Genomic DNA, 24,062 nt, shown 5'->3' on the forward strand with positions numbered 1-24,062 from the left:
CCCAGCGACGCAAGTCGACGAGGGGGCACCATGGAGGCATGACCGGTCAGAGCCCGCCCCCCGCCCGCGATGTCGACGCGGCCATCGCCTCCGTCGAGGCGGAGCTGAGCACGCTGTTCCGCCGGGTGAGGGCGATGACCCGCTCCTACGCCGAGCGGGTGCACCCGGAGCTGACGGCCGCGGGCTACACGACGCTGTCGGCTCTCGAGCGGCGCGGGCCGATCTCCTCCGGCGCCCTGGCGGAGCTGCTCGAGACCGACAAGTCGACGCTCAGCCGGCAGATCACCGCTCTCGACCGCCTGGGGCTGCTCTCGCGGGCGCCCGATCCGGCGGACGGGCGCTCGACGATCCTGTCGGTGACGCCCGCGACCGCTGAGCGGCTGCGCGAGCTCCGCGGCTCGGACCAGGCGCAGCTGCACGAGGAGCTGCGCGGCTGGCCCGCCGGCGAGGTGGACCAGCTCGCCCGGCTGCTGCACCGCATCACCGCACTCGAGCTCTGACGCGCGGCGGCTAGCACCGAGCGCGCCTGCGGGCAATGCGCGCGGCGAGGGGGCCGCACTGCGTAGCGTCGGCGGCGATGGACCCTCTCACCTCCTCCCTCCCCTTGCACGCGCCCCTGCCGACGGACGTCGAGGGCGCGCTCGCCTTCGCCCGTGCGCTGGGTTCCGACGCCACGCTGCCCGGATCCGGACGCACGGCCGAGCTGCTGGCGCTGCTGACGCGCCTGGCGCGGCACGATCTCGGGGTCGCCCGCACGGTCGAACCCCACCTCGACGCCCTGGCGATCCTGGCCGAGGCGGGCCTCGCTCCGGCCGACGTCGGCGTCGCCGCGACCGCCGCCTGGGGGGTCTTCGCGGCGGAGGGAGGAGAGGAGCCGCTCGTCGCGCGGCCCGACGGCGACGGTTGGCGGCTGGACGGCGTGAAGCCGTGGTGCTCACTGGCCGACCGGCTCGACGCGGCGCTGGTCACGGCGCACGTGGGCGAGGGCTCCGGCGAGCGCCGCCTCTTCGCCGTCGGGCTCCGCGACGGGTCGGCGGTTCCGCTCGAGGGCGCCTGGCACGCACGCGGTCTCGCCGAGATCCCGAGCGGCCCCGTGCGCTTCTCCAGTGCCGTGGCCGTGCCCGTCGGCGAGGCGGGCTGGTACCTCTCGCGTCCCGGGTTCGCCTGGGGCGGCATCGCCGTCGCGGCCTGCTGGTACGGCGGAGCGCGCGGCATCGGCGCCGTCGTCGCGGCGGCCGCCGCGCGCCGCGACGACCCGCACCTGCTCGCGCATCTCGGCGCGGTGGACACGGCCCTCGAGGCGGCCCGACGGGCGCTGGCGGAGGCGGCCGCGCTCGTCGACGGCGGAGCGGCGACCGGGTCCGCCGGCGCGCTCCTGGCGAAGCGGACGCGGGCGAGCACGGCGGCGGCCTGCGAGGAGGTCCTCTCGCGCGCGGGCCGCGCGCTCGGACCCGCACCGCTGGCGCTGGACGAGGAGCACGCGAAGCGGGTCGCGGATCTCGCGCTCTACGTGCGGCAGCACCACGCCGAGCGCGACGACGCGGCGCTCGGGCGGGCGGTGCTCGCCTCGGGCGGTTCGACAGCGTGGTGAGCTTCGACGGCCACCTCGAGGGGACGCCGCTCGAGGTGTGGCAGGAGGACGGACGCCGCGACCGGCTCCCCTCCGCCGACGTGCTCGCGGGCGTGCAGCAGGTGCTGGTGGTCGCCGCGCACGCCGACGACGAGACGCTGGGCTGCGCGGCCACGATCGCCCTGGCGCGCCGGCGGCGGCTCGCCGTCGACGTGGTGGTCGTGACCGACGGAGCCGCGTCGCACGGCGAGCCCTCCCCCTCGATCGCGGCCGAGCGCCGCAGCGAGGCGCGGGCCGCGCTCGACCGGCTCGGCGACGGCATCGGGCTGGCCTTCCTCGAGGTGCCCGACTCCGCGACCCCCGAGCACCGCGACCGCATCGCGGACGAGGTGCGGCGTCGCGCCTGCGGACCCGCGGGCACGGTGCTCGTGCTCTCGACGTGGGAGGGCGACGGGCACCGCGACCACCGCGTGGTCGGCGAGGTGTGCGCCGAGGCGGGAGCCGCGTGCGGCCAGCCGGTGCTCGCCGCGCCGATCTGGCTGTGGCACTGGGCGCGGCCGGACGACGCGGTCGTGCCGTGGTCGTCCCTCCTGCGCGTCGAGGCCGACGGGGACGCGCGGGCACGGCGTCGAGCCGCTCTGGGCGAGTACGGGAGCCAGACGCGGCGGGGCGCGGACGGGGCGGCGGCGGTGCTGCATCCGCTCTTCCTCCGCCACTTCCTCGGCGACGACCACCTGATCCGGGTGGGCGGATAGCGCACCGCGGCCCCGCGGACAAGTGGCCGCCCGCGGCGGTCGGCGTGCCTAGGGTCGAGGGGATGGACGGCCGGACGACCTACTTCGACGAGCTCTACGCGCGGCACGAGGACCCCTGGGGCTACACGAGCCGCTGGTACGAGGAGCGCAAGCGCGCCCTCACGCTCGCGTGCCTGCCCGAGCGGCGCTACGACTCCGCCCTCGAGATCGGCGCGTCGATCGGCGTGCTCGCCGAAGCGCTGGCCGAGCGCTGCGACCGCCTGCTCGCGGTGGACGTGTCGGAGGCCGCCGTGGATCGGGCGGCGCGCCGGCTCGCTCCGCTGCCCCACGTGCGCGTCGAGCACCACGACATCGCCGGCGGGGTCCCGGAGGGACCGTTCGACCTGATCGTGCTCTCGGAGGTCGGCTACTACCTCGGGGCGACGACGCTCGAGCGGGTGCTGCGGGGTGTGCGCGACGCGCTCTCCCCCTCCGGTGAGCTCGTGACGGTGCACTGGCGGCACCCCATCGCCGGGCTCGAGCTCGACGGGGACGCCGTGCAGGCCGCCGTCGGACGGCTCGGGCTGCACCGGATCGTGCGGCACGAGGAGGAGGACGTGCTGCTCGAGGTGCACACCCGCGACCCCCGCTCCGTGGCGCGCCGCACGGGCCTGCTGTGAGGGGCGTCGCACACGTGCTCGTGGTCGTGCCCGCGCATGACGAGGAGGAGCGGATCGGCGGACTGATCGCCTCGGTGCAGGCCAGCGCGACGCGGCTGCTCCGCTCGCACCCCGGGCTCGCCGTGCGGCTGCTGATCGCGGCGGACGGCTGCACCGACGCCACGGCCGAGCGGGCGAGGGCAGCCGGCGCCGAGGTGCTCGAGCTCGAGCGCTGCGGAGTCGGCGCGGCGCGCTCGGCGGGAATCGCGCACGCGCTCTCCTCCGCTCCCGCTCCCGTCGAGCGGATCTGGATCGCGAACACGGACGCGGACACGCGGGTGCCGGTCGACTGGCTCCTCGCCCACGTGGAGCACGCGCACCGGCACGACGTCCTGGTCGGCACGGTCCGGCCGGATCCGGACGACCTCGAGCCCGCGATGTACGCCCGCTGGCGGCACACCCGCGAGCGGGAGCAGTCGATCGGGAGCATCCACGGGGCGAACCTCGGGGTACGCGCGGGCTGCTACCTCCTCGCCGGGGGCTTCGGCGTGGAGCCGCTGCACGAGGACGTGCGCCTGGTCGAGCGGCTGCACGCGATCGGCGCGCGGGTCGGAGCGACCGACCGCGGCGAGGTCGTGACCTCGGGCCGTCGGGACAACCGGGTCGACGGCGGCTACGGCGGCTACCTGCACGAGCGCTTCGCCGGATCCTGCGCCTGAGCGGAACGCGCCGACGCGCCGCGAGCGGGAACGGCCCGGATGCGCCACTACACGCACGCGAACCAGGCCGGAGGGGTCGCTGTCAATGGTCGGGCCCTGAATTGCCACGCACTGCGCAGGAGAGTCAAATGGGGGTCGAGCACGTCCCTGTGCTCTCCGATGGAAGGGTCACCGCATGAATCCCCGCCTCGTCCTGCTGACGCTCGTCGCTCTCGCAGCGTACGTCTTCGGCGCTCGCGCCGGACGCGCCCGCTACGAAGAGCTGCGTCACCTCGCGCTCGGCGTGTGGAACGACCCTGCCACGAAGAAGACGCGCAAGAAGCTCAAGAAGACCTCCCAGCGCGAGGCCAAGCACTTCGCCTCCATCGCGGACAAGGCCCGCGCGAAGGTGCAGCGCTCACTCCGCTGACCGGAAGAGAACTTCACAGGACGCCCTCACGACAGGCGTCCACGCTCGCATCGGAACGGCCGGTCGAGCACGAACACGAAGGAGAAACATCATGGGCATCATCGGATTCCTCATCCTCGGACTCATCGCCGGAGCCATCGCCAAGGCGATCCTCCCGGGCCGTCAGGGCGGCGGCTGGGTCATCACCCTGGTCCTCGGCGTCGTCGGCGCGTTCCTCGGAGGCTTCATCGGCAGCGCGATCTTCGGTCGCGGTCTCGAGGAGTTCTTCGACCTGGGCACCTGGGCCCTCGCCATCGTCGGCGCCCTGATCGTCCTGCTGGTCTACGGCGCGATCACCGGCCGCAAGTCCCGCGCGTAGTCACGCGCCCCGCACCCTCGGGTGCAGGATTGAAGGCCCCCGGCATCCGTGCCGGGGGCCTTCGTCGTTCCCGCGGGCGGCGCGACGGCGCCCGTACACTGGAAGCCCTCTACCGACGGGAGACCCTGCCGTGGTCCGCGCCTCCCTCGTCACGACCGTGGCGGACGCCCTGCTCGACGACATCGTCGCCGGCGTCCTCGCGATCGGCTCCGAGCTGCCCAGCGAGGCGGAGCTGGCCGAGCAGCACGACGTCAGCCGCGTCACGATGCGCGAGGCGCTGAAGCGCCTCCAGGGGCTGGGCGTGCTCGACGTGCGGCGCGGGAAGCGGGGCACGGTCGCTCCCCTCTCGCTCTGGACGGATCTGGGCGCGATCCTGCGGGTGACCGCGCACGGCACCGACCCCGGCACGACCGAGCTCGAACTGATCGAGGTGCGCGAGATGATCGAGAGCGGAGCGGCCGCGCTCGCGGCGACCCGTCGCTCCGATTCCGACCTCGAGGATCTGGAGCGGCTGCTGGGCCTCATGCGCGCGGCGCACGACGACGAGGACGTCGCCGCGTTCGTCGAGGCCGACATCGCGTTCCACGACGTGATCCTGCGCTCGACCGGCAACGTCTTCGTCGGCACGGTGTTCGCCCCGCTCTCCCGGGTCATGCGCGAGAAGCGCGCGCAGACGTCGGCCGTCGAGCGGATCCAGCGCAACGCGATCGCGAAGCACGCGGCGGTCCTCGAGGCTCTGCGGGGCGGCGTCGCCGAGGAGGCGCGCCTCGCGATGGCGGACCACATGAAGCAGACCGCGGACGACTTCCGCGAGCACGTCCTGCCGACGCTGCGCTGAGCGGTCCCTGCAGACCCGCTCTTGACGCGGCTCCATCAACTTGTATGATATCTGCTATCAGCTACAAAGGAGTGATGATGGAAGAGTCGAGCGCCCTCGCGGGCCACCCCGAGCACGTCCCCGTCGATGCGGCCGACGTCGCGGCGGCCGTCGGACGCGGCACCCGGGTCCTGATCGTCCTGGACGACGACCCCACGGGCACGCAGTCGGTCGCCGACCTGCCCGTCCTCACGTCGTGGGAGACGGCGGACTTCGACTGGGCGCTGGCGCAGGGCGCCCCCGCCGTCTACGTCCTCACGAACACGCGCAGCCTGGACCCCGAGTCGGCCGCCCGGCGCAACCGCGAGATCGTCGCCCACGCGACGAGCGCGGCCGCCGATGCCGGCACTCCGATCGCCTTCGTCAGCCGGGGCGACTCGACGCTGCGCGGGCACTACCCGCTCGAGACCGACGTCATCGAGGAGACGGTGCGGGAGTCGACCGGCCACGGCTTCGACGCGGTGCTGCTGGTGCCCGCGTTCCCCGATGCCGGCCGCGTCACGATCGGCGGCGTCCACTTCATGCGCTCGCCGGACGGCCTCATTCCGATCGCCGAGACCGAGTTCGCCCGCGACGCGACGTTCGGCTATGCCTCCTCCGACCTCGCCGACTACGTCGCCGAGAAGACGCAGGGCCGGTGGAGCGCCGAGCAGGTCGTGCGCCTGGACCTGAGCGTCCTGCGCGGCGGAGTCGATGGCATCGTCCGCGCGCTCCTCCCCCTGACCGGCTCCGTCCCGGTCGTCGTCGACGCCGTGACCGAGGACGACATGCGCCTGCTGGCCCTCGGACTCGCGGCGGCGGAGGAGCAGGGCAAGCGGTTCCTGTTCCGCGTCGGCCCGCCGTTCGTCCGCGCCCGCATCGGGCAGGAGGTGCACCCTCCGCTCACGGCGCAGGACGTCTTCGGCACCGACGGGAGCGACGCCGTCGGCGGTCTGATCGTGGTCGGCTCGCACGTCGGGCTCACCTCGCGCCAGCTCGCTGTGCTCACCGCTCAGGGCGCCCTCGAGCGGACCCTCGAGATCGACGTGGAGGCCGTGCTGGCCGAGGACGCCGCGCACCTCGACGGGATCGTGCACGCGGCGGTCGACGCGCTCGGCCGCGGAGACGTCGCCGTGCACACCAGCCGGCTCCTCCGCCGCACGGACGACAAGGACGAGAGCCTCGACATCTCGCGCCGGGTCTCGACCGCGGTCGTGGGGGTCGTGCAGCGGGTGCTGTCCCGTCGGCACCCCCGCTTCGTCATCGCCAAGGGCGGCATCACGTCCAGCGACGTGGCCACCCACGGGCTCGGCATCCGGCGCGCGATCGTGCGCGGCCCGATGCTGCCCGGGATCGTCTCGCTCTGGGAGCCGGTCGACGGCCCCGCGCGCGGCATCCCCTACATCGTGTTCGCGGGGAACGTCGGCGACGACGATTCGCTCGCCGCCGTCGTCAGCACGCTGACCCGTCCCACCCCCGCAGTCGCGTGACCCGCGAGCACCCCCTCCCCCACTCCCCAGGAAGAAGGACCACCGTGACCACCCCCTCCTACAGCGTCGCCGTGCTCGGGCTCGGCGCCATGGGCCTGCCCATGGCCACCCGCCTCGCCACCGAGCTCACCGTGCACGGCTTCGACATCGCCGAGCCGCGGCTGGCGCTGGCCGCCGACGCCGGCATCACCCCCTTCGACTCCGCGCGCGCCGCGGTGGCCGGCGTCGACGCCGTGCTGCTGGCGGTGCGGAACGGAGCGCAGCTGCGCGACGTGCTCTTCGGCGCGAACGGAGTCGCCTCGACCCTCGAGCCCGGCGCCGTCGTGATCATGACGAGCACCGTCGGCATCGACGACGTCGTCTCGGTCGCCGCGGAACTCGACGCCCTGGGCGTCCACCTCGTCGACGCCCCGCTCAGCGGCGGGCCCGTCCGCGCCGGAGCGGGCGACCTGCTGATCGTCGTCGGAGCGGCTCCCGAGGCCCGCGCGAAGGCGCAGCCCGTGCTCGAGCTGCTCGCCTCGACGCTGAGCGTCATCGGCGACCGCGCCGGCGACGGCCAGGCCTTCAAGACCGTCAACCAGCTGCTGTGCGGCGTGCACATCGCCGCCGGAGCCGAGGCGCTCGCCCTGGCCGAGGCGCTCGGACTCGACGTCGCCGCCACCCTCGAGACGCTCTCGGCCGGCGCGGCGGGCTCGTTCATGCTCGGCAACCGCGGACCGCGGATGCTGCAGGCCTACGACGAGGACGGCGCCGAGGTGCTGAGCCGCCTCGACATCTTCGTGAAGGACATGGGCATCGTGACCTCCGCCGCCCGGGGCTCCGGCCTCGCCACTCCGATCGCCGCGGCCGCCGAGCAGCTCTACCTGCTCGGAGCCGCGCAGGGCCTCGCCGCCGCCGACGACTCCGCCGTCATCAAGGTCCTCGCCCCGCAGCACCTCACCCCGAAGGACGCCCGATGAACCTCGCCACCGCGATCCGCAGCGCCGCGGACGCACCGATCGCCCCGGCGGTCACCCTCGACACCCCGGTCCTGCTGGGGATCGCCGCGGCGGGCATCGCCCTGCTGCTCGTGCTCATCATCCGCTTCAAGATCCACGCCTTCGTGGCCCTGCTGCTGGTCAGCGTGCTCGTCGCCGTCTCGGCGCGGATCCCGCTCGAGGACATCTTCGTGCTCGTCGCCAACGGCGTGGGCAGCACGATGGGCAAGGTCGCCCTCATCATCGCGCTCGGCGCGATCCTCGGCCGCCTGATCGAGGTGTCGGGCGGTGTGCAGAGCCTCGCCGACCACTTCACCCGCGTGCTCGGCCCCAAGCGGGTCGCGGTGGCACTGACGATCGTGGCGTTCCTCGTCGCGATCCCCGTCTTCTTCGAGGTCGGCGTCATCGTCCTCGTGCCGATCATCTACGCGTTCAGCAAGGTCGCCGGGCTCAGTCCGGTGAAGTTCGGCCTGCCGATGGTGGGCCTGATGCTCGCCGTGCACGTCGCCGTGCCGCCGCACCCGGGCATCGTCGCCGGAGCGGGCGTCTTCGGCGCCGACGTCGGGCTCATCGCCCTCATCGCGCTGCCCATCTGCGCGGTACTCGGCGTCCTCTCCTACGCGGTCTCGGCGATCATGAACCGCCGCGACTACGAGCTCGCCCCGGCCGTGGCCGCGCAGCTCGCCGAGGTCGGCGGGGTCACCTCCGCGATCCGCACGGTCGGCCGCGACGGCACCGAGCTGGCCCCGCCGCGCGCCGGGCTGATCATCCTGCTCGTCGCGATCCCCATCGTGCAGATCCTCGTCGGCACCGTCGGCGCCCTGATCCTGCCCGAGGGCACCTTCGCGCACGGCCTCAGCGTCTTCGTCGGCACTCCGGTGCTCGCGCTGCTCGTCGCCGTCGGGATCGCATTCTTCGCCCTGCCCGTCAAGCGCGGCTGGTCGCTCACGCAGACGAACGAGATCTTCGAGAGCGCGCTGCCGCCGATCGCGTCGATCCTGCTCGTCGTCGCCGGCGGCGGGGTGTTCGGAGCGGTCCTGCAGGCCAGCGGCATCGGCGGGGCGCTCGCGAGCACGCTCGACACCCTCGGCGTGCCGCTCATCGTGCTCGGCTTCGTGGTGTCGCTCGTGCTGCGCGCCGCCCAGGGCTCGGCCACCGTCGCCATCGTGACGACCGGCGGACTGCTCGCCACGGGTGTCGCCGAGGGCGGTTACACCGCGCTGCAGATCGCGATCATCACCGTCGCGGTCGGCTTCGGCTCGCTCGGACTCTCGCACGTCACCGACGCCGGCTTCTGGGTCGTGACCCGCTACCTCGGCCTCAGCGTCGCCGACGGACTGCGCACCTGGACCGTGCTCACCACGATCCTCGGCGTGGTCGGGTTCGCGCTGACCTACGTCGTCTGGATCGTCGCGGGCGGTCTCGCGTGAGGGTCCGGATGGACGACCTGATCCGCGAGCGGCAGGCGGCGGGTGGGGCGGTCGGCGCCCTCACCTGCTACGACTTCTCGACAGCTCTCGCGGTCGTGGACGCGGCGGAGGAGCTGGGCCGCGGGGTGATCCTGCTGGTCACGCCGAAGACCGCGGCCGACCGGCACGGACCGCGGTTCCTCACCGCGCTGCGCGCCCTGGCGGACGGTTCCGCGGTGCCCGTCTCGGTGCAGCTCGATCACGCGACCGACCTCGCCCTGATCCTCCGCTCCGTCGAGGCCGGTGCGGACGCAGTGCTGGCCGACGGCAGCGCTCTGCCGTTCGAGGAGAACGCGGCGTTCACGGCTGAGGCGGTGCGCCGCTCCGGAGTGGTCGTCGAGGCCGAGCTGGGCGCTCTCGCGGGCGACGAGGACCGCGCGCTCGCCTCGCTGCCGTCGGGCCGCACCGACGCGGCCCTGGTCGCCCCGTTCCTCTCCGCGGCGGGTGCGCACGTGCTGGCGACGTCGGTCGGGAACGTGCACGGGACCTACGCCGCGGAGCCCGAGCTCGACTGGCCGCTGATCGACGCGATCCACGCGGCGAGCGGGGTGCCGCTGAGCCTGCACGGCGCGTCCGGGATCCCCGAGGCCGACCTGCGCCGCGCGGTCGGCGCGGGGCTGGGCAAGATCAACATCAACACCGAGCTGCGGGCCGCAGTGCTCGACGCCGCCGCCCAGCAGCTCCCTGACTCGCGCGCGGCGGGCGACGACGTGCTGTCGCTGGAGCGCACGTGGCGCTCGGCGGCGTCGGCCTTCGCCCGCGAGGCGATGCTGCGGCTGGACAGCGCGGCCTGACGCCCGACCGGGGGTCGGCCGCATCGGGGCGGCGTTCCCGCCGTCGCTGGGACGGCCATCGCCGGCGGTCCGCCGGCTCCGAGCATCAGCTGCTGACGGCGCTCCGGCACCCGCCCGGACGTCCTCCAGCGGACACGTCCGCAATCGGAGCTTGCGCCGACACGGCCGGTGTCCCGAGAATCGGAGGTCGGCGACCGCTCCCGCGCCGAGCGGCCCGGGTGCCCCCGACCCGAAGGACGCCATGCGGCCCCGCCCCGACCGATCCCCGTCCGCACTTCGCACGTCGCAGTCGTCGTGGCTGCTCGTGGCCGCCGCGATGTCGGCCCTGGGCTGGGGCGGCAACCAGTTCATCCCCCTGATGGTGATGTACCGGCAGGTGGCCGGCTTCGAGCAGACCGAGGTCACGCTGCTGCTCGCCGTGTACGTGATCGGCATCGTGCCGGGCTTCGCGCTCGCCGGGGCGTGGTCCGACCGCTTCGGCCGGCGGAGGATCATGCTGGCCGGAGTAGCGCTCGGCGCGATCGCGAGCGTCGTGTTCGCACTAGCGGGGACGAACCTCGCGGGGCTCTGCGTCGCCCGTCTGCTCGCCGGGGTCAGCGTCGCCGTCGCTGCCGTCGTCGGCAGCAGCTGGGTGAAGGAGCTGTCGGCGGCGGCGGGCACCGGAGCGCGCCGCAGCGGGATCTCGCTCTCGATCGGTTTCGGCGGCGGGGCCGCGATCAGCGGGGTGCTCGCCCAGTGGGCGCCGGATCCGACCGCGCTGCCCTACCTCGTGCACGCCGGAGTGACGACCCTCACCCTGCTCGCGGTGCTCCGCGCGCCCGAGACGCGCACGTCGAGCCCGCACCGGCGCTCGCTCCTGGGCGACCTGCGCGTCCCGGCGGTCTACCGCAGCCGGTTCCGCGGCACGGTCGCTCCGATCGCGCCGTTCGTCTTCGGCAGCTGCGGCCTCTCGTTCGCCGTCGGCCCGAGCCTCGTGACCGGCGGACTCGGCACGCTCGGGATCGCGTTCGCGACCCTCGTCATGCTGATCACCCTCGGAGTCGGGACCTCGGTGCAGCTGCTCTCGGCGCGCATCGACCACGCTCTGCGGGGGCGCAACGGCCCGGTCGGCACGATCTGCTTCGCGGCCGGGGCGCTCGTGCTCGCGCCGGCCGCCCTCACGGGCTCGCCGTGGCTCGTGCTCCTCGCCGCTCCGTTCCTCGGCGCCGGCTACGGCATCTGCCTGCTCTCGGGACTCAAGGCCGTGCAGACGATGGCGGCACCCGACGATCTCGCGAGGCTCACGGCGACCTTCTACACGCTCACCTACCTGGGCTTCTTCTTCCCGCTGATCATCGCGGCGCTGGTCCCGGTGACCGGGCACGTCCCCCTCCTGGTCGCCCTCGCGATCGCCGCGCTGCTCGGCGGGTCGCTCGCCGATCACTCCGCGCGTCGACTCGACGCCGGCCTGACCGGAGGTCACTCCGCCGTCGGCCACCGCCGGTCGAGGCGGTAGTCCTCGATCCGCGCGTCGAGAGCCGCACGGACCTGCTCCGGGGCGTCGTCTCCGACGAGCAGGCGGAGGCGGTGGTCGTCGCGGTCGGCGACGTGCGCGAGGACGGCGGCGGCGATCGCCTCGGGTGGGCTTCCACCACCGGTCCCGCCGGAGGGCCACGGCACCTCGGCGGTGCCGAAGAGACGGGTCCTGAGGTCGTCGTACTCGGAGGAGGGAGCCGCGAAGCGCATGCCACCGGTGGCCCAGGCGGTGTCGATCGCCCCGGGCTGCACGATCGTGGTGCGGATGCCGAACGGAGCGACCTCGGCCGCCATCGCCTCGGTCCACCCCTCGAGGCCCCACTTGGCGGCGTTGTAGAGGCCGAGGGTCGGCAGGGTGCCGACGGCGCCGACCGTCGAGATCTGCAGGATGTGCCCTCCCCCCTGGCTCCGCATCACGGGCACGGCCGCCTGCGACAGCCAGAGCGGCCCGAGGAGATCCGTGTCGAGGATGTCCCGCGCCTCGCTCTCCCCGACTTCTTCGACCGTTCCGATCAGGCCGTAGCCGGCGTTGTTCACCAGCACGTCGAGTCGACCGAGCTCGGCGACCACCGACTCGACCGCGGCTCTCGCTGCCGCACGGTCGCGCACGTCGAGACGTCGGACGTGCAGCCGCTCGTGCGGAGGGAGGGTGTGCTCGCCGCGGACGGTCGCGACGACGACGTGCCCCTGGGACACCGCCGCGAGCGCGAGGGCACGGCCGAGACCTCGGGCGGCCCCGGTGATCATCCAGATCTGTCGAGTGCTCATGCCGACACCCTACTCAGAACGAGACGCTTCGTCTCGTTTCACTAGGATGGCGTCATGGCCAGCAAGCGGACGCGCGCACGCGTGCACGAGGCGGTGCTCGACCTGGTGGGCGACCGGGGAGTCGCGAGGCTGACGATGGAGGGCGTCGCGGTCCACGCAGGAGTCGGCAAGCAGACGCTCTACCGCTCCTGGCCGTCGACGGCGGCGATCCTCTTCGACGCCCTTCTCGCCCGGAGCGAGACCACCGAGGGCGCCGTCGCCGTCCCGGACAGCGGAGAGCTGAGGGAGGACCTGCTCCTGCTGCTGGAGGGGACGGTCCACGAGCTGACCTCGCCCGCGACCGAACCGCTGCTGCGCGCGGTCACCGCCGCGATCCAGACCGACCTCGATCTCGCCGGCGAGTACCGCGAGCGACTGCTCGACCCTCAGATGGCCGCGATCGCCCGGCGCTTCGAGCAGGCCGGAGCCGAGGATCCGGCCGCGGCGGCGGAGCTCCTGGTCGGCCCCGTCCTGCACCGCTGGCTCCTCCGCAGCGGCGCTCTCGACCGCGGCTGGCAGGAGCAGCACGTCGACCGCACGCTGCTCGGCGCGCGGATGACGAGCCCGGCGACGCGACCCCTCGACGTTCCCTGAGTGTTCAAGGGGTTGCAGCCGACAGGCCCCCGGGCGTGGACTGGACTCCTGGCCGCGGGCGTCGAGCGCGCGGCCTCCCCGATGAAAGGACGAGACTCAGTATGAGCACGGACGCCACCACGGTCCCCACGATCACCCTCAACAACGGAGTGGAGATCCCCCAGCTGGGCTTCGGCGTGTTCCAGATCGATCCCGCCGAGACGAAGGACGCGACGCTCGCCGCCCTCGAGGTCGGCTACCGCCACATCGACACGGCCGAGATGTACGGCAACGAGGCGGGCGTCGGCGAGGCCGTGCGCGCCTCCGGCCTCGACCGCTCCGAGGTCTTCGTCACCTCGAAGCTCAACAACGGCTTCCACGCCCGCGAGGACGCCCTCGCCGCGATCGACGTGACCCTCGGCGAGCTGCAGTTCGACTACGTCGACCTCTTCCTGATCCACTGGCCGCTGCCGAACGTGGGCGACTACCTCGAGACCTGGAAGGCGATGGAGGAGATCTACCGCAGCGGCAAGGCGAAGGCGATCGGCGTCTCCAACTTCCAGACCAACCACCTCAACCGCCTGCGCGCCGAGGCCACGATCGTGCCGGCTGTGAACCAGATCGAGGTGCACCCCTACCTCGTGCAGGACGAGCTGCGCGCGTACGGCGTCGAGCACGGCATCGCCACCGAGGCGTGGTCGCCCATCGCCCAGGGCCTGGTGCTCGAGGACGACACGATCACCCGCATCGCGCGCAACGTCGACCGCTCCCCCGCGCAGGTCGTGCTCCGCTGGCACATCCAGCGCGGCGACATCGTGTTCCCGAAGTCGGTCACCCGCGCCCGTGTCGAGGAGAACTTCGCGCTCTTCGACTTCGAGCTCGACGACGAGTCGATGACCGACATCACGGCACTGGACCGCGGCCACCGCACCGGCCCGGACCCCGACACCTTCAACTACATCCCCAGCTGATGCTGCAGTAGTCGGCAGGAACGCGACCGGCCCGCCGGATCCTCGGATCCCGGCGGGCCGGTCGCGTTTCGGTCAGCCCCGCTGCGAGTCGCGCCAGGAGTGCTCGGGCGCGTAGCCGAGCACCTCGCGGGCGTGGTCGATCGAGAGCAGGGTCTCGTTCGCTCCGACCTCGCCGCGCACCTCGACACCGGGGAACACCTCGGCGATCAGCTCGTCGTTGGGGCGCGACATGACCGTGTCGGCCGCCGCGATGATGAAGCGGTCGAAGCCGGTCGCATCGTGCGCGAGCGCCTTCTCGACGGCCTGCGCGCCGTCGCGGCCGTCGATGTAGCCCCAGAGGTTCCACTTGCGCTGCAGGGCGTTGGAGTCGAACGACGGGAACTCGGCGTAGTCCGCCTCGTCCATCACGTTCGAGAAGCGCAGGCCGATGATCTTCAGGTCCGGGTGCCAGCGGCACAGCTCGATCGCGAGCTGCTCCTCGAGGTGCTTGGTGAGCGAGTAGACCGACTCCGGACGGGCGGGGTACTTCTCGTCGACCGGGATGTAGGGCGGCGGCACGTCGAAGGGCAGGCCGAGCACCGTCTCGCTGGAGGCGTAGACGACGTTGCGGATGCCCGAGCGGATCGCCGCGTGGAACACGTTGAACGTGGACAGCATGTTGTTCTGGAAGGTGGCGATGTCGGGCACGATGCCCGGCGCGGGGATCGCGGCGAGGTGCACGACCGCGTCGATGCCCTCGTACTGGTCGCCCACGGCCTGGATGGCGTCGACGACCTGGCCGTAGTCGGCGACGTCGATGCGCACGAAGCCCGGGCCCCGCTCCCCCGCCCGGTCGAGGTTGTAGACGTCGTGGCCGGATGCGCGGAGGCGGGCGACGACGCTGCGGCCGAGTTTGCCGGATCCACCGGTGACTGCGATTCTCATGCCTCGAACGCTAGCCGCCGCGATCCGCGCGGACGAGGGGTGGCGGATCAGTCTCGGGTGTACAGCGAGATCCCGTCGCCCGCCTCGGGAGTCGTCTCGTCGTCGACGAGCTCGGTCCAGCGGCGCAGCACCGCGGCTCCGGCCGCGTCGTTGACGAGGTCGTCGACCACCAGGATCGGGTACGGCTTCTCGGGGACGCCCTCGGCCGGGCGGACGTCGACGTGGGCGACCTCGTAGGCGTGCTCGTACAGCCAGTCGGCCATGGCGTAGTCGCTGCGGGAGTCGCCGACGGTGCGCCAGCGCTGCGGGATCGGCCCGGTCGCGCCGAGCAGCTCGACGGCGCGCTGGGCGCCGAGGTCCTTGCCCAGGCGGTTCGACTCGATGTCGGTCGAGATGACGGTGGGGTCGATGCGGTAGTCGACGGCTCCGGAGTCGTTCGGGTAGCGGATGCCGCGGCGCTCGACTCCCAGGCCGGCCGCGGTCATGATCTGCAGGGCGTCGGCGTCGAAGACGAGCTGGCGCGAGAGGTACTCGTCGCTGGGCAGGTCGACCAGCTGCTCCGCCGAGACCATCGCGCGCTTGGTCTCGTCGAAGAAGACGAGGTCGTCGTAGTCGGAGCGGATCATGCGCTCGAGGTCGCGGGCGACCGGCTCGGGGATCGCGAGCGACTCGTCGACGATCGGCTCGGACGTGCCGCGGTAGTCGACCGTGAACCACACGGCGCCCTTCTCGCAGACGCAGACGATGCGGGCCTCGGGCGAGACCCCGCGCTCCAGGAGCGAGGGCAGCACGCGCTCGCGCAGGAACGCGTCCGAGCGTCCGGTGTTGAAGACGATCGGGATGCCGGCGTTGGCGAGGCGCACGAGGTCCTCGGCGATGGCGGGGATCGCGATGGTGCGGCTGATCGGGCTGGCGATGGGGCCGTCGACGTCGAGGAGGAGGCCGAGCGGAGGCGGTGTGGAGGTCATCGGGATCCATTCTGCCTCCCCGCAACACGCCCGACACGAGCGCACCGTACGCTCGCCGCGTGATCCCTCTCCTCATCGACACCGACACCGCCGCCGACGACTGCTTCGCCCTGCTGATCGGGCTCCTGGATCCGCGCGCCGATCTGCGGGCGGTGACGATGGTCGCGGGGAACGTCGGCTTCGATCAGCAGCTCCACAACGCGTTCCTCACCATCGCGCTGGCCGGGCGCGCGGGAGAGGTGCCCGTCCACCTCGGCGCGCGCACTCCGCTCCTGCGCCCGTGGGTGAGCGCCACCGAGGTGCACGGCGACGGCGTCGGCGGCATCCGCCGGCCCGAGGACTCGCAGCGGCCCGAGGAGGAGCACGCCGTCGACGCCCTGATCCGACTGGCCGCGGAGCACGCGGGCCGACTGCGCATCGTGGCGATCGGCCCGCTGACCAACATCGCGCTCGCGGCGCGGAAGGACCCGTCTTTCGTGCGGAACGTGGAGCGGCTGACCGTGATGGCCGGGTCCCTCAACGGCCGCGGCAACATCACGCCCGCGGCGGAGTTCAACGTCTACGTCGATCCGGAGGCGGCCGCGATCGTCACCGGGGCGGGCTTCGCGGATCTGCGCTTCGTGACCTGGGACCCGCTGACCCTCCGCGACGCCGTCTTCGACGAGGGCCGGATCGCCGAGATCGCCGCGGCCGCGACTCCGCTGTCGGACTTCTTCGTGCGCGCCAACCGCGCCACCTTCGACTTCGACGTGCGCGTCGGGATCGACGGCTCGACGCACCCGGACTCGCTCTCGGTGCTGCTGAGCCTGGACGAGGACCTCGTGCTCGAGGAGCGCGCGTACGCGGTGGCGGTCGAGACCGACGGGCGGCTGACGCTCGGCGCGACCGTCTTCGACTGGACGTGCACGCCCGAGACGGCGAACGCGACGGCCGTCGAGCGGATCGACGGCGAGCGCTTCTTCGCCTACGTGCGGGACTTGATGGCCACCACTCCGCCGACCCCTCCCGAGGTGCGGGCGGCGATCAGCGCCTGAGGCCGAGCGGCCCTGCACCGGCCGCCCGCACGCCCGCGACGATCGCCTCCGAGACGGCGTCGACGTCGAGATCGACGACGAGCCGGACGGTGCCCTCGGGATCGGGGGTGAAGACGCTGAGGCCGTCCTCGACGGGGTCGCCGCCGGGAACGACAGTCACCGTGCCCGGCTCCGAGAGCGTCACGAGCTCGGGTCGCAGCATCGCCAGGACCGCGACGGGGTCGTGCGGAACGTTCCAGGTCTCGCTCCAGAAGTCCCACCACTGGCGGATGTCGCGGTGCAGCGCGGCGCCGAGGGCACCGGAGGCGGCGATCGCCTCGACCTGCTCGCTGCGCATCGCGAGGCGCTGCGTGACCTCGAGTCCGGCGACGGTCGTCGGCAGGCGGGCGCCGAAGACGACCCGCGCCGCGTCGGCGTCGCTGCGGACGTTGTGCTCGGTCGCGCCCGTGCCGAACGCTCCCGCCATCAGCCAGAGGTGGCGGACCGCACCGGCGAAGCGCGGCTCGCGCCGGATCGCCTCCGCGATGTCGGTCAGCGGCCCCACGGCGATCACGTCGACCTCGCCCGGCCGCGCGAGCACGTGGCGGAGGAGGGCGTCGACGGCCGGCTCCTCCTGCACCTCCTCGGCATCGAGCCCGTCGTGCAGGGTGCCCTCGTGGCCCGCCCACCACACCTCGCGCCCCGAGAGGGTGTCGCGCTCCCCCGCGTGCACGTCCAGGCGCACGCCGGCGAGCCCCGCGTAGCGCTGCGCGAGGCGGGCGCGCAGGAGGGTGTCGCCGTAGACGGTCGTCGTGGCGAGCAGCTCGACCTCCTCCCGCGCACCGAGGAGGACGGCGAGGGCGAGGGCGTCGTCGACGTCCGTGCCGATGTCGGTGTCGAAGACGACGAGGTGCCGGGGAGCGGTCATGGCGACAGCGTGCCACGGATCGTCATACGGACGATACAAAACGTTTTGTACGCTGGGATCCGGCGGATCGGAGACCCATGGACCTCACCTCGCGACACGAGCGCGCGACCACCTGGGTCGACCGCTCCGATCCGCTCGCCCGCCTCGCCAAGGTCTCGCTGCACGACCACCTCGACGGCTCGGTGCGGCCCGAGACCCTCCTCGCCCTCGCGGCCGAGAGCGGGGCGCCGGTGCCGCGCCGCGACCCGGAGACTCTGCAGCACTGGTTCGGGAACTTCGCGGCGCTCGAACCGGGCGCCGACTGGGAGCTGCTGTTCGGGCTGACGACCTCGGTCATGCAGACCGCTCCCCAGCTGCGCCGGGTCGCGCGGGAGTACGTCGCCGCGCTCGCCGCCGACGGCGTGGTCTACGCCGAGACCCGCTGGGCGCCCGAGAAGCACCTCGCCCGCGGCCTCTCGATGGACGAGGCGCTGGCGGCCGTGCAGGACGGGCTCGAAGCCGGGATGCGCGACGCCGCGCGGGAGGGCCGCCCGGTGCTGGTGCGGCAGATCCTCTCGATCATGCGCACGGCGCGGCACGGCCGCGAGGTCGTCGAGACCGCTCTGCGCAACCGCGACGCGGTCGTGGGACTCGACCTCGCCGGGCACGAGGAGGGGCATCCGCCCGCCGAGCACGCGAAGTGGTTCCGCCTCGCCGCCGAGCACGGGCTCTCGCTTACCGTGCACGCGGGCGAGGCCGCCGGCGTCGAGAGCATCCTCGGTGCGCTGGAGCACTGCTCCGCCCAGCGCATCGGGCACGGCGCCCGGCTCGCGGAGGACGTCGCGGTCGACGGCGCACGGCACCCGGTGGGCGACGTGGTCGCCGCGTGGCGCCGAGCGGGAGGCGGGGTCGCAGCGCTCGAGCTCGGCCCGGTCGCCCAGCGGATCGTCGACGAGCGCATCCCGCTGGAGCTGTGCCCGAGCTCGAACTCGCAGCCCGGCGGCGTGGTGGACACGCTCGCGCAGCATCCGATCGGACTGCTCGCCACGATCGGAACCGCCGTCACGGTGCATCCGGACAACAGGCTGATCTCGGCGACGAGCGTCACGGGCGAGCTGCGGCTGCTCGTCGACCGCTTCGGCTGGGGCCTCGCGGACGTCGAGCGGGCGCAGCGGACCGCGCTGGCGGGCGGGTTCGCGGACCCCGAGCTGCGCGAGCGGATCCTCGAGGAGCGGCTCGCCCCCTCCTTCGACGCGGCCTGCTGACGGCGTCTCAGCCCGCGCGCACCCGCTCCATCAGGATGTCGTGGTCGCGCTGCCGCTGCTCCACCGCCGCCGCGAGGTCGACCGTGGTCACGGCGCCGTCGCGCTTGAGCCAGCGCCCGGCGGTCATGACGTCGGAGGTGTCGAAGCCGGACGCCCCGTAGACGAGCGCGGAGTGGAGCGACTGCGCCGCGACGGGCCCGCGGTGCAGGGCCTCGACGGGGAGCGCGATCAGGTCGGCGACGGCTCCGGGGACGAGCGAGCCGTCCTCCGCGGCGCCGCCGAGGGCGCGGTGCCCCCGCCAGGTCGCGAGGCCGAGCAGCTCGCGGGAGGTGATCGCGTTCGGCCGGCGCTCGGCGAAGGCCGCCAGTTTGCCGAGCGTGCGCAGCTCCTCGAACAGGTCGGCGTTGTTGTTGCCGCAGAGGTTGTCGGTGCCGATCGCGACGTTGACGCCAGCGTCCAGAGCCTGCCGGAACGGAGGGGCCGCTGCTCCGCTGATCATCGCGACGGAGGCGGCGGCCACGAGGCTCGCGCGCGACCCGGCGAGCAGCGCCAGATCCTCGACCACGATCTCGTTCGAGTGGGCGAGCAGGAGGGGGACGTCGAAGAGGCCGAGCCCGGCCATCGTCTCGAGCGCGCCGCGGCCGTAGCGCTCGCGGCAGGCGTCCTCCTCCTCCCCCGACGTGGCGAAGTGCGTGTGCAGTCCGACGCCGAACCGGTGCGCGAGGGCGACCTCGGCCTCCATCGCCACGACCTGGTTGTCGACGAAGAACGCGTGCGGCCCGACCCAGCCGCGCACCAACGGGTGCTCCTGCGAGGCCGCGACGAACGACTCCGCCGCGGCGAGCTCGCGGGCGCGGACGGCGTCGTCGCCGAGCTCGACGATGCCGTACGCAACCCGGGCGCGCAGACCCGAGTCCTCGATCGCGGCGAGGTACGACTCGGCGAACAGGTACTGGTCGGCGAACGACGTCGTACCGCTGCCGATCATCTCGGCGCAGGCGACCGACGCCGACGCCGAGAGGAGCTCGGGCGAGAGGTGCTCCTCGAGCGAGCGGATCGCTCCGAGCCAGCCCTCGAGGGTCAGCAGGGAGTGCCCCTCCGAGACGCCGCGGAACAGCATCATCGGCGCGTGGGCGTGCGCGTTCACCAGTCCGGGCAGCACGACGGAGCGGCCGAGGTCGACGACGTCCGCGCCGCGGGGGCGAGCACCGCGCAGCGGATCGACCGAGAGGACGATGCCGTCCTCGACCGCGACGACCGCCGGGCCGAGCTCGTCGGCCTCGACATCGGGCAGCACGTGGTCGGCGACGATCAGCGTGCGCGTCACGGGGTGCTCGTCTCGAGGTCGGAGCCGGCCATGAGCGCGCCGATCTCGGCGGTGTCGAGCTCGCCGCGGGCGAACGGCCCGGCGAGGCGGCCGTCGTACATCACGACGATCCGGTCCGAGAGCGTGAGGATCTCCTCGAGCTCGGCCGAGAGGAGCAGGACGCCCGCGCCCCGGCTGCGCGCGGCGAGCAGGGCCCGGTGCACGAACTCGATGCTGCCCACGTCCAGTCCGCGAGTGGGCTGGTTGGCGATGATCACCGCGGGGTCGCCGTCGAGCTCGCGGCCGATCACGATCTTCTGCAGGTTGCCGCCCGAGAGCGAGCCGATCAGACGCCGGGCGGAGGCGCCGCGGACGATGTAGTCGTCGATGAGCTGCACCGCGAACCGGTGGATCGCGCCGCGGCGGAGCAGACCGGCCCGGTGGAAGCGCGGCGAGCGGTAGGCGACCGAGACGGCGTTCTCCTCCAGCGTCGCGCCGCGGTTCAGGCCCACGTGCATGCGGTCCTCGGCGATGTGCGCGAGCCCCGCATCACGGGCGGCGCGCGGGCCGCGACCGGTGGTGTCGGTCCCGGCGATCTCGACCGTGCCCTCGCGCACCCGGCGGAGCCCGGCGATCGCGTCGACCAGCGCGCCCTGGCCGTTGCCGCTCACGCCCGCGACTCCGAGGATCTCCCCCGACGCGATGGTGAGCGAGACGTCGTCGAGTCCCGAGTCCCCCGCGCTCACCTGCGGCGCCGAGACCCCGGACACCCGCAGGACGTCCGCCCCGGGGCTGCCCGGCGGGATGTCGGCACTGAGCAGCACGTCGCGGCCGACCATCATCCGGGCGATCGCCGGAGCCGTCGCCTCGGCGGCGGTCATCCCGCCGACCACGTGGCCGCGGCGCATCACGACGATGCGGTCCGCGACGGCCATGACCTCGGGCAGCTTGTGGCTGATGAACACGACCGAGGTCCCGAGGGAGGCGAGTCGGCGGACGGCGCGCAGCAGGTCCTCCGCCTCGGACGGGGTGAGCACCGCGGTCGGCTCGTCGAGGATCAGCAGCCTCGTGTCGCCGGCGAGCGCCTTCAGGATCTCGACGCGCTGCTGCAGGCCGATCGGCAGGGCCGCGACCAGCTTCGCCGGGTCCACCGGGAATCCGAGGCGATCGGCGAGGGCGCCGACCTCGCGCTCCGCTGCGGCGTCGTCGATCCGGCCGTCGCGGCGTCGGGGCTCGCGGCCCAGCAGCACGTTCTGCGCGACGGTGAAGGAGGGGACGAGCGCGAAGTGCTGCTGCACCATGCCGATCCCGTGGTCGATCGCGTCCTGCGGCCCCCGGATCGCGACCTCTTCGCCGTCGATCTCGATCCGACCGGCGTCGAGCGGGAACGCGCCGAACAGCAGGTTCATCAGAGTGGTCTTGCCCGTGCCGTTCTCGCCCACCAGGGCGACCACCTCGCCGGCGCCGACGTCGAGCGAGACGTCGGCGACCGCCAGGACGCCGGAGGAGGCGAAGTACTTCCGCAGGCCGTCGAGCCGGAGGAACGGAGTGGTCATGGAGGGGCCTTCCTGGTGCGGGTGCCGCGGCGGGGCGCGAGAGGGGGAGCGCAGGAGCCGCCGACCGGGGGGTGATCGGCGACTCCTGCGGTCGGGGCGGATCAGCCGGCGAAGGGCGAGCAGGCGTCCGAGTCGGGGGCGTTCAGGGCGTCGCAGACCTCGAACGAGCCGTCGAGGATCCGCGTCTCGTAGTCGGCGACGGTGCTCTTGGCGGCGGCCACGGGCTCGGCGAGCTCGGGGTGGGCGTCCTCGAAGACCGTGGAGCCCTCGTCCCACGAGAGCCCGGTCGCGCCCTCGGCGAGTCCGACGTTGGTGGCGCCCGAGGTGAACTCCCCCTCCTGCGCCGAGGAGATCATCGTGAGGACGTTGGCGTCGACGTGCTTCATCATCGAGGTGATGACCGTGCCGGGCGCGACGGAGTCCTGGTCGCTGTCGACACCGATGGCGTAGAAGCCCTCCTCCTCCGCGGCCTCGATGACCCCGGTGCCCGAGCCGCCCGCGACCTGGAAGATCACGTCGACCCCGTCGCTGTGCATGTCGAGGGCGGTCGACTTGCCCAGCGCCGGATCGTTGAAGGTGAAGTTGAGGTAGGTGCGCTGCACGGTGCAGTCGCCGCACGCCTCCTTGACGCCCTGCTCGTACGCCCAGGCGAACTGGTTGAGCCCCGGAGCGTCGCCGCCGACGACCGCGCCGACCTTCTTGGTGGTGGTCATCGTGCCCGCGACCAGGCCCGCCAGGAAGCTGCCCTCGTGGGTGTTGATCGTGTAGAGCTCGAGGTTGTCGGGCACCTCGGAGTCCTCGAGGCTCTGGTCCGGCATGCCGATCTTCTGGTCCGGGTACTGCTCGGCGATCGCGATGACGGTGTCCAGCGGCAGGGTGATGCTCAGCACGAGGTCCGGCGAGGTCTGGATGGCCGAGCGGAGGAGGGTCTCGCCCTGCGCCACGTCGGGCGCCTCGATGTGCGAGGTCGCGACCCCGAGGGTGTCCTTCGCCTCGGTGAGGCCGGCCAGGGCGGAGTCGGTGTAGGAGAGGTCGCCCGCGACGCCGCCGACCAGCGCGACGGTGTAGGCGTCGGAGTCGGGGGCCGCGGTCGAGGCGGAGCCGCCGCCGCTGCAGGCCGAGAGGGCGAGGGCCGTGACGGCCAGGGCGGAGAGGGCGGACGCCTGCCGGACGCGGCGGCGGGAGGGTGCGGGGAGGGTCATGGCTGTGTCCTTCGTTCTCGTCGGGTGCGGGGTGGGAGGGAGGGGCGAGAGGGCGGCGCGAGCGTCAGCGCAGAGCGCCGGCCAGCTGGCGGCGGGCGCGGCGGGGCAGGCCGAGGGTCTCCTTGGCGCGGAGTCCGCGGTAGCCGACGAAGCCGAGCACGAGGAGCGTCGCGGCCATCGGGATGAGCTGCACGAGGACCTGGGGCAGGTCGGTGGTGCTCTGCAGGCGGATCGCGAAGGCGTCGGAGAAGCCGAAGAGGAGGGACGCCGGCACGAGGAACACGGGGCGGTTCACCGCGAGCAGCGCCGCGGTGATCGCGATCCAGCCGGCGCCGTCGGTCATGTTGCGGGCGAAGAGCCCGAGCTCGCCGACCGTCAGGAACGCGCCTCCGAGAGCGGCGAGGGCGCCGGAGCCGACCAGCGAGAGCGTCTGCACCCGCTCGACCGAGATGCCCGCGGCGGCCGCGGCTCCCGGAGCCTCGCCCACCGCCAGGAGGTGGCGGCCGGGCCGGTAGCGGAAGAGCAGGCCGAACGCGGCCGCGAGCGCGAACGCGAGGTAGACCAGCGCGTTGTAGCCGCTGAGCAGCGGGCCGAGCACGGGCACGCCCTCGAGGAACGGCAGCGGGATCGACGGCAGCGTCGCGACGTCGGGGGTCCAGACGCCCACGCCCCCGAAGAACTGACGCATGAGGTAGATCGACAGCTCCAGCAGCAGCATGTTGAGCCCGATCGCGAAGACGATCAGGTCGACCCCGACGCGGTGCGCGAGGGCCATCAGCCCGCCGGTGAGCGCTCCGGCCAGCGCGGCGATCACGACGGCGAGCAGCTGCGACCCGGTGCCGTCGAGAGCGACGAGTCCGACGAACGCTCCGACCAGCATCTTCGCCTCGATCGCGAGGTTCAGGACTCCGGCCCGCGAGCTGAGCGCGGCGGCGAGGGCGCCGAAGAGGATCGGGGTGGTGAGCTGGATCCCGTTGTGGATGAGCTCGGGGGTCAGGAGGGCGAGGAGGAAGTCCATGC

General features: G+C 73.2%; 25 protein-coding genes. 17 read left to right on the plus strand and 8 right to left on the minus strand.

Annotated features, from left to right (window positions below; all coding sequences use genetic code 11):
• Positions 1-38: 38 nt before the first annotated feature.
• The 13 genes from C1I63_RS19590 to C1I63_RS00240 all read left to right on the plus strand — a co-directional run bounded on the left by C1I63_RS19590 (position 39) and on the right by C1I63_RS00240 (position 11,530).
• Positions 39-500 (plus strand): MarR family winged helix-turn-helix transcriptional regulator, encoded by a 462-nt coding sequence (locus tag C1I63_RS19590; RefSeq protein ID WP_170116274.1) that lies wholly within the window; start codon positions 39-41, stop codon positions 498-500.
• Between the two features lie 77 nt (positions 501-577).
• Positions 578-1,591 carry an acyl-CoA/acyl-ACP dehydrogenase gene (locus C1I63_RS00185; RefSeq protein ID WP_107573308.1) on the plus strand — a complete coding sequence of 338 codons (1,014 nt, stop codon included), beginning with the start codon at positions 578-580 and terminating at the stop codon, positions 1,589-1,591.
• A complete protein-coding gene (locus tag C1I63_RS00190; RefSeq protein ID WP_107573309.1) occupies positions 1,585-2,325 on the plus strand; it encodes a PIG-L deacetylase family protein in 741 nt (246 codons plus the stop codon). Before C1I63_RS00185 ends, C1I63_RS00190 begins: the two co-directional genes overlap by 7 nt.
• A gap of 62 nt (positions 2,326-2,387) precedes the next feature.
• The gene (locus tag C1I63_RS00195; RefSeq protein WP_107573310.1) at positions 2,388-2,984 is read left to right on the plus strand and encodes a class I SAM-dependent DNA methyltransferase; all 597 of its coding nucleotides are present in this window, start codon (positions 2,388-2,390) and stop codon (positions 2,982-2,984) included.
• On the plus strand, positions 2,981-3,682 hold the full coding sequence (locus C1I63_RS00200; RefSeq protein ID WP_107573311.1) for a glycosyltransferase family 2 protein: 702 nt from the start codon (positions 2,981-2,983) through the stop codon (positions 3,680-3,682). The genes C1I63_RS00195 and C1I63_RS00200 overlap by 4 nt, the downstream gene beginning before the upstream one ends.
• Positions 3,683-3,857: 175 nt before the next feature.
• Positions 3,858-4,091: a hypothetical protein gene (locus C1I63_RS00205; RefSeq protein ID WP_056867892.1), complete on the plus strand. Its 234-nt coding sequence runs from the start codon at positions 3,858-3,860 to the stop codon at positions 4,089-4,091.
• A gap of 91 nt (positions 4,092-4,182) precedes the next feature.
• Entirely contained in the window at positions 4,183-4,449 is a 267-nt protein-coding gene (locus tag C1I63_RS00210; RefSeq protein ID WP_055790998.1) for a GlsB/YeaQ/YmgE family stress response membrane protein, read from the plus strand.
• A 130-nt stretch (positions 4,450-4,579) separates the two neighbouring features.
• Positions 4,580-5,287 (plus strand): FadR/GntR family transcriptional regulator, encoded by a 708-nt coding sequence (locus tag C1I63_RS00215; protein ID WP_055790995.1) that lies wholly within the window; start codon positions 4,580-4,582, stop codon positions 5,285-5,287.
• A 74-nt stretch (positions 5,288-5,361) separates the two neighbouring features.
• A complete protein-coding gene (locus tag C1I63_RS00220) occupies positions 5,362-6,795 on the plus strand; it encodes a four-carbon acid sugar kinase family protein (RefSeq protein WP_107573312.1) in 1,434 nt (477 codons plus the stop codon).
• 44 nt (positions 6,796-6,839) lie between these two features.
• On the plus strand, positions 6,840-7,754 hold the full coding sequence (locus tag C1I63_RS00225) for an NAD(P)-dependent oxidoreductase (protein WP_107573313.1): 915 nt from the start codon (positions 6,840-6,842) through the stop codon (positions 7,752-7,754).
• The gene (locus C1I63_RS00230; RefSeq protein ID WP_107573314.1) at positions 7,751-9,202 is read left to right on the plus strand and encodes a GntP family transporter; all 1,452 of its coding nucleotides are present in this window, start codon (positions 7,751-7,753) and stop codon (positions 9,200-9,202) included. Before C1I63_RS00225 ends, C1I63_RS00230 begins: the two co-directional genes overlap by 4 nt.
• 8 nt (positions 9,203-9,210) lie before the next feature.
• On the plus strand, positions 9,211-10,035 hold the full coding sequence (locus C1I63_RS00235) for a class II fructose-bisphosphate aldolase (protein WP_230673565.1): 825 nt from the start codon (positions 9,211-9,213) through the stop codon (positions 10,033-10,035).
• Positions 10,036-10,276: 241 nt separating this feature from the next.
• Positions 10,277-11,530, plus strand: coding sequence for an MFS transporter (locus C1I63_RS00240; protein ID WP_107573316.1), 1,254 nt, complete (start codon positions 10,277-10,279; stop codon positions 11,528-11,530).
• Here the strand turns inward: C1I63_RS00240 and C1I63_RS00245 are convergent.
• Positions 11,494-12,318 (minus strand): SDR family NAD(P)-dependent oxidoreductase, encoded by an 825-nt coding sequence (locus C1I63_RS00245; protein WP_244906930.1) that lies wholly within the window; start codon positions 12,316-12,318, stop codon positions 11,494-11,496. The genes C1I63_RS00240 and C1I63_RS00245 overlap by 37 nt on opposite strands.
• A 54-nt stretch (positions 12,319-12,372) precedes the next feature.
• Here C1I63_RS00245 and C1I63_RS00250 point away from each other — a divergent pair, with 54 nt between their 5' ends.
• Both C1I63_RS00250 and C1I63_RS00255 read left to right on the plus strand, forming a co-directional pair.
• The gene (locus C1I63_RS00250) at positions 12,373-12,951 is read left to right on the plus strand and encodes a TetR/AcrR family transcriptional regulator (RefSeq protein ID WP_107573317.1); all 579 of its coding nucleotides are present in this window, start codon (positions 12,373-12,375) and stop codon (positions 12,949-12,951) included.
• 101 nt (positions 12,952-13,052) lie between these two features.
• Entirely contained in the window at positions 13,053-13,901 is an 849-nt protein-coding gene (locus tag C1I63_RS00255; protein ID WP_056867899.1) for an aldo/keto reductase, read from the plus strand.
• A 72-nt stretch (positions 13,902-13,973) separates the two neighbouring features.
• On the opposite strand, the gene C1I63_RS00260 is transcribed toward C1I63_RS00255, so the two are convergent.
• A complete protein-coding gene (locus tag C1I63_RS00260) occupies positions 13,974-14,825 on the minus strand; it encodes an NAD-dependent epimerase/dehydratase family protein (RefSeq protein WP_107573318.1) in 852 nt (283 codons plus the stop codon).
• 47 nt (positions 14,826-14,872) lie between these two features.
• Positions 14,873-15,793 (minus strand): HAD family hydrolase, encoded by a 921-nt coding sequence (locus C1I63_RS00265; RefSeq protein WP_107573319.1) that lies wholly within the window; start codon positions 15,791-15,793, stop codon positions 14,873-14,875.
• A gap of 59 nt (positions 15,794-15,852) precedes the next feature.
• Between C1I63_RS00265 and C1I63_RS00270 the strand changes: the two genes are divergently transcribed.
• Positions 15,853-16,827, plus strand: a complete 975-nt coding sequence (locus C1I63_RS00270) for a nucleoside hydrolase (protein ID WP_107573320.1) — start codon at positions 15,853-15,855, stop codon at positions 16,825-16,827.
• Here C1I63_RS00270 and C1I63_RS00275 read toward each other — a convergent pair.
• Positions 16,817-17,734, minus strand: coding sequence for a nucleoside hydrolase (locus tag C1I63_RS00275; RefSeq protein ID WP_107573321.1), 918 nt, complete (start codon positions 17,732-17,734; stop codon positions 16,817-16,819). The two genes, C1I63_RS00270 and C1I63_RS00275, sit on opposite strands and share 11 nt — an antisense overlap.
• A 77-nt stretch (positions 17,735-17,811) precedes the next feature.
• Here C1I63_RS00275 and C1I63_RS00280 point away from each other — a divergent pair, with 77 nt between their 5' ends.
• Positions 17,812-18,978 carry an adenosine deaminase family protein gene (locus C1I63_RS00280; protein WP_107573322.1) on the plus strand — a complete coding sequence of 389 codons (1,167 nt, stop codon included), beginning with the start codon at positions 17,812-17,814 and terminating at the stop codon, positions 18,976-18,978.
• A 7-nt stretch (positions 18,979-18,985) separates the two neighbouring features.
• Here the strand turns inward: C1I63_RS00280 and C1I63_RS00285 are convergent, their stop codons facing one another.
• The 4 genes from C1I63_RS00285 to C1I63_RS00300 all read right to left on the minus strand — a co-directional run bounded on the left by C1I63_RS00285 (position 18,986) and on the right by C1I63_RS00300 (position 24,060).
• On the minus strand, positions 18,986-20,305 hold the full coding sequence (locus C1I63_RS00285) for an amidohydrolase family protein (RefSeq protein ID WP_107573323.1): 1,320 nt from the start codon (positions 20,303-20,305) through the stop codon (positions 18,986-18,988).
• A complete protein-coding gene (locus tag C1I63_RS00290) occupies positions 20,302-21,840 on the minus strand; it encodes an ABC transporter ATP-binding protein (RefSeq protein WP_107573324.1) in 1,539 nt (512 codons plus the stop codon). Before C1I63_RS00290 ends, C1I63_RS00285 begins: the two co-directional genes overlap by 4 nt.
• A gap of 101 nt (positions 21,841-21,941) precedes the next feature.
• Positions 21,942-23,042 carry a BMP family ABC transporter substrate-binding protein gene (locus C1I63_RS00295; RefSeq protein WP_107573325.1) on the minus strand — a complete coding sequence of 367 codons (1,101 nt, stop codon included), beginning with the start codon at positions 23,040-23,042 and terminating at the stop codon, positions 21,942-21,944.
• 64 nt (positions 23,043-23,106) lie between these two features.
• Positions 23,107-24,060 carry an ABC transporter permease gene (locus C1I63_RS00300; protein WP_055790950.1) on the minus strand — a complete coding sequence of 318 codons (954 nt, stop codon included), beginning with the start codon at positions 24,058-24,060 and terminating at the stop codon, positions 23,107-23,109.
• Positions 24,061-24,062: the final 2 nt, after the last annotated feature.

Source organism: Rathayibacter caricis DSM 15933, assembly GCF_003044275.1.
Lineage (GTDB): Bacteria > Actinomycetota > Actinomycetes > Actinomycetales > Microbacteriaceae > Rathayibacter > Rathayibacter caricis.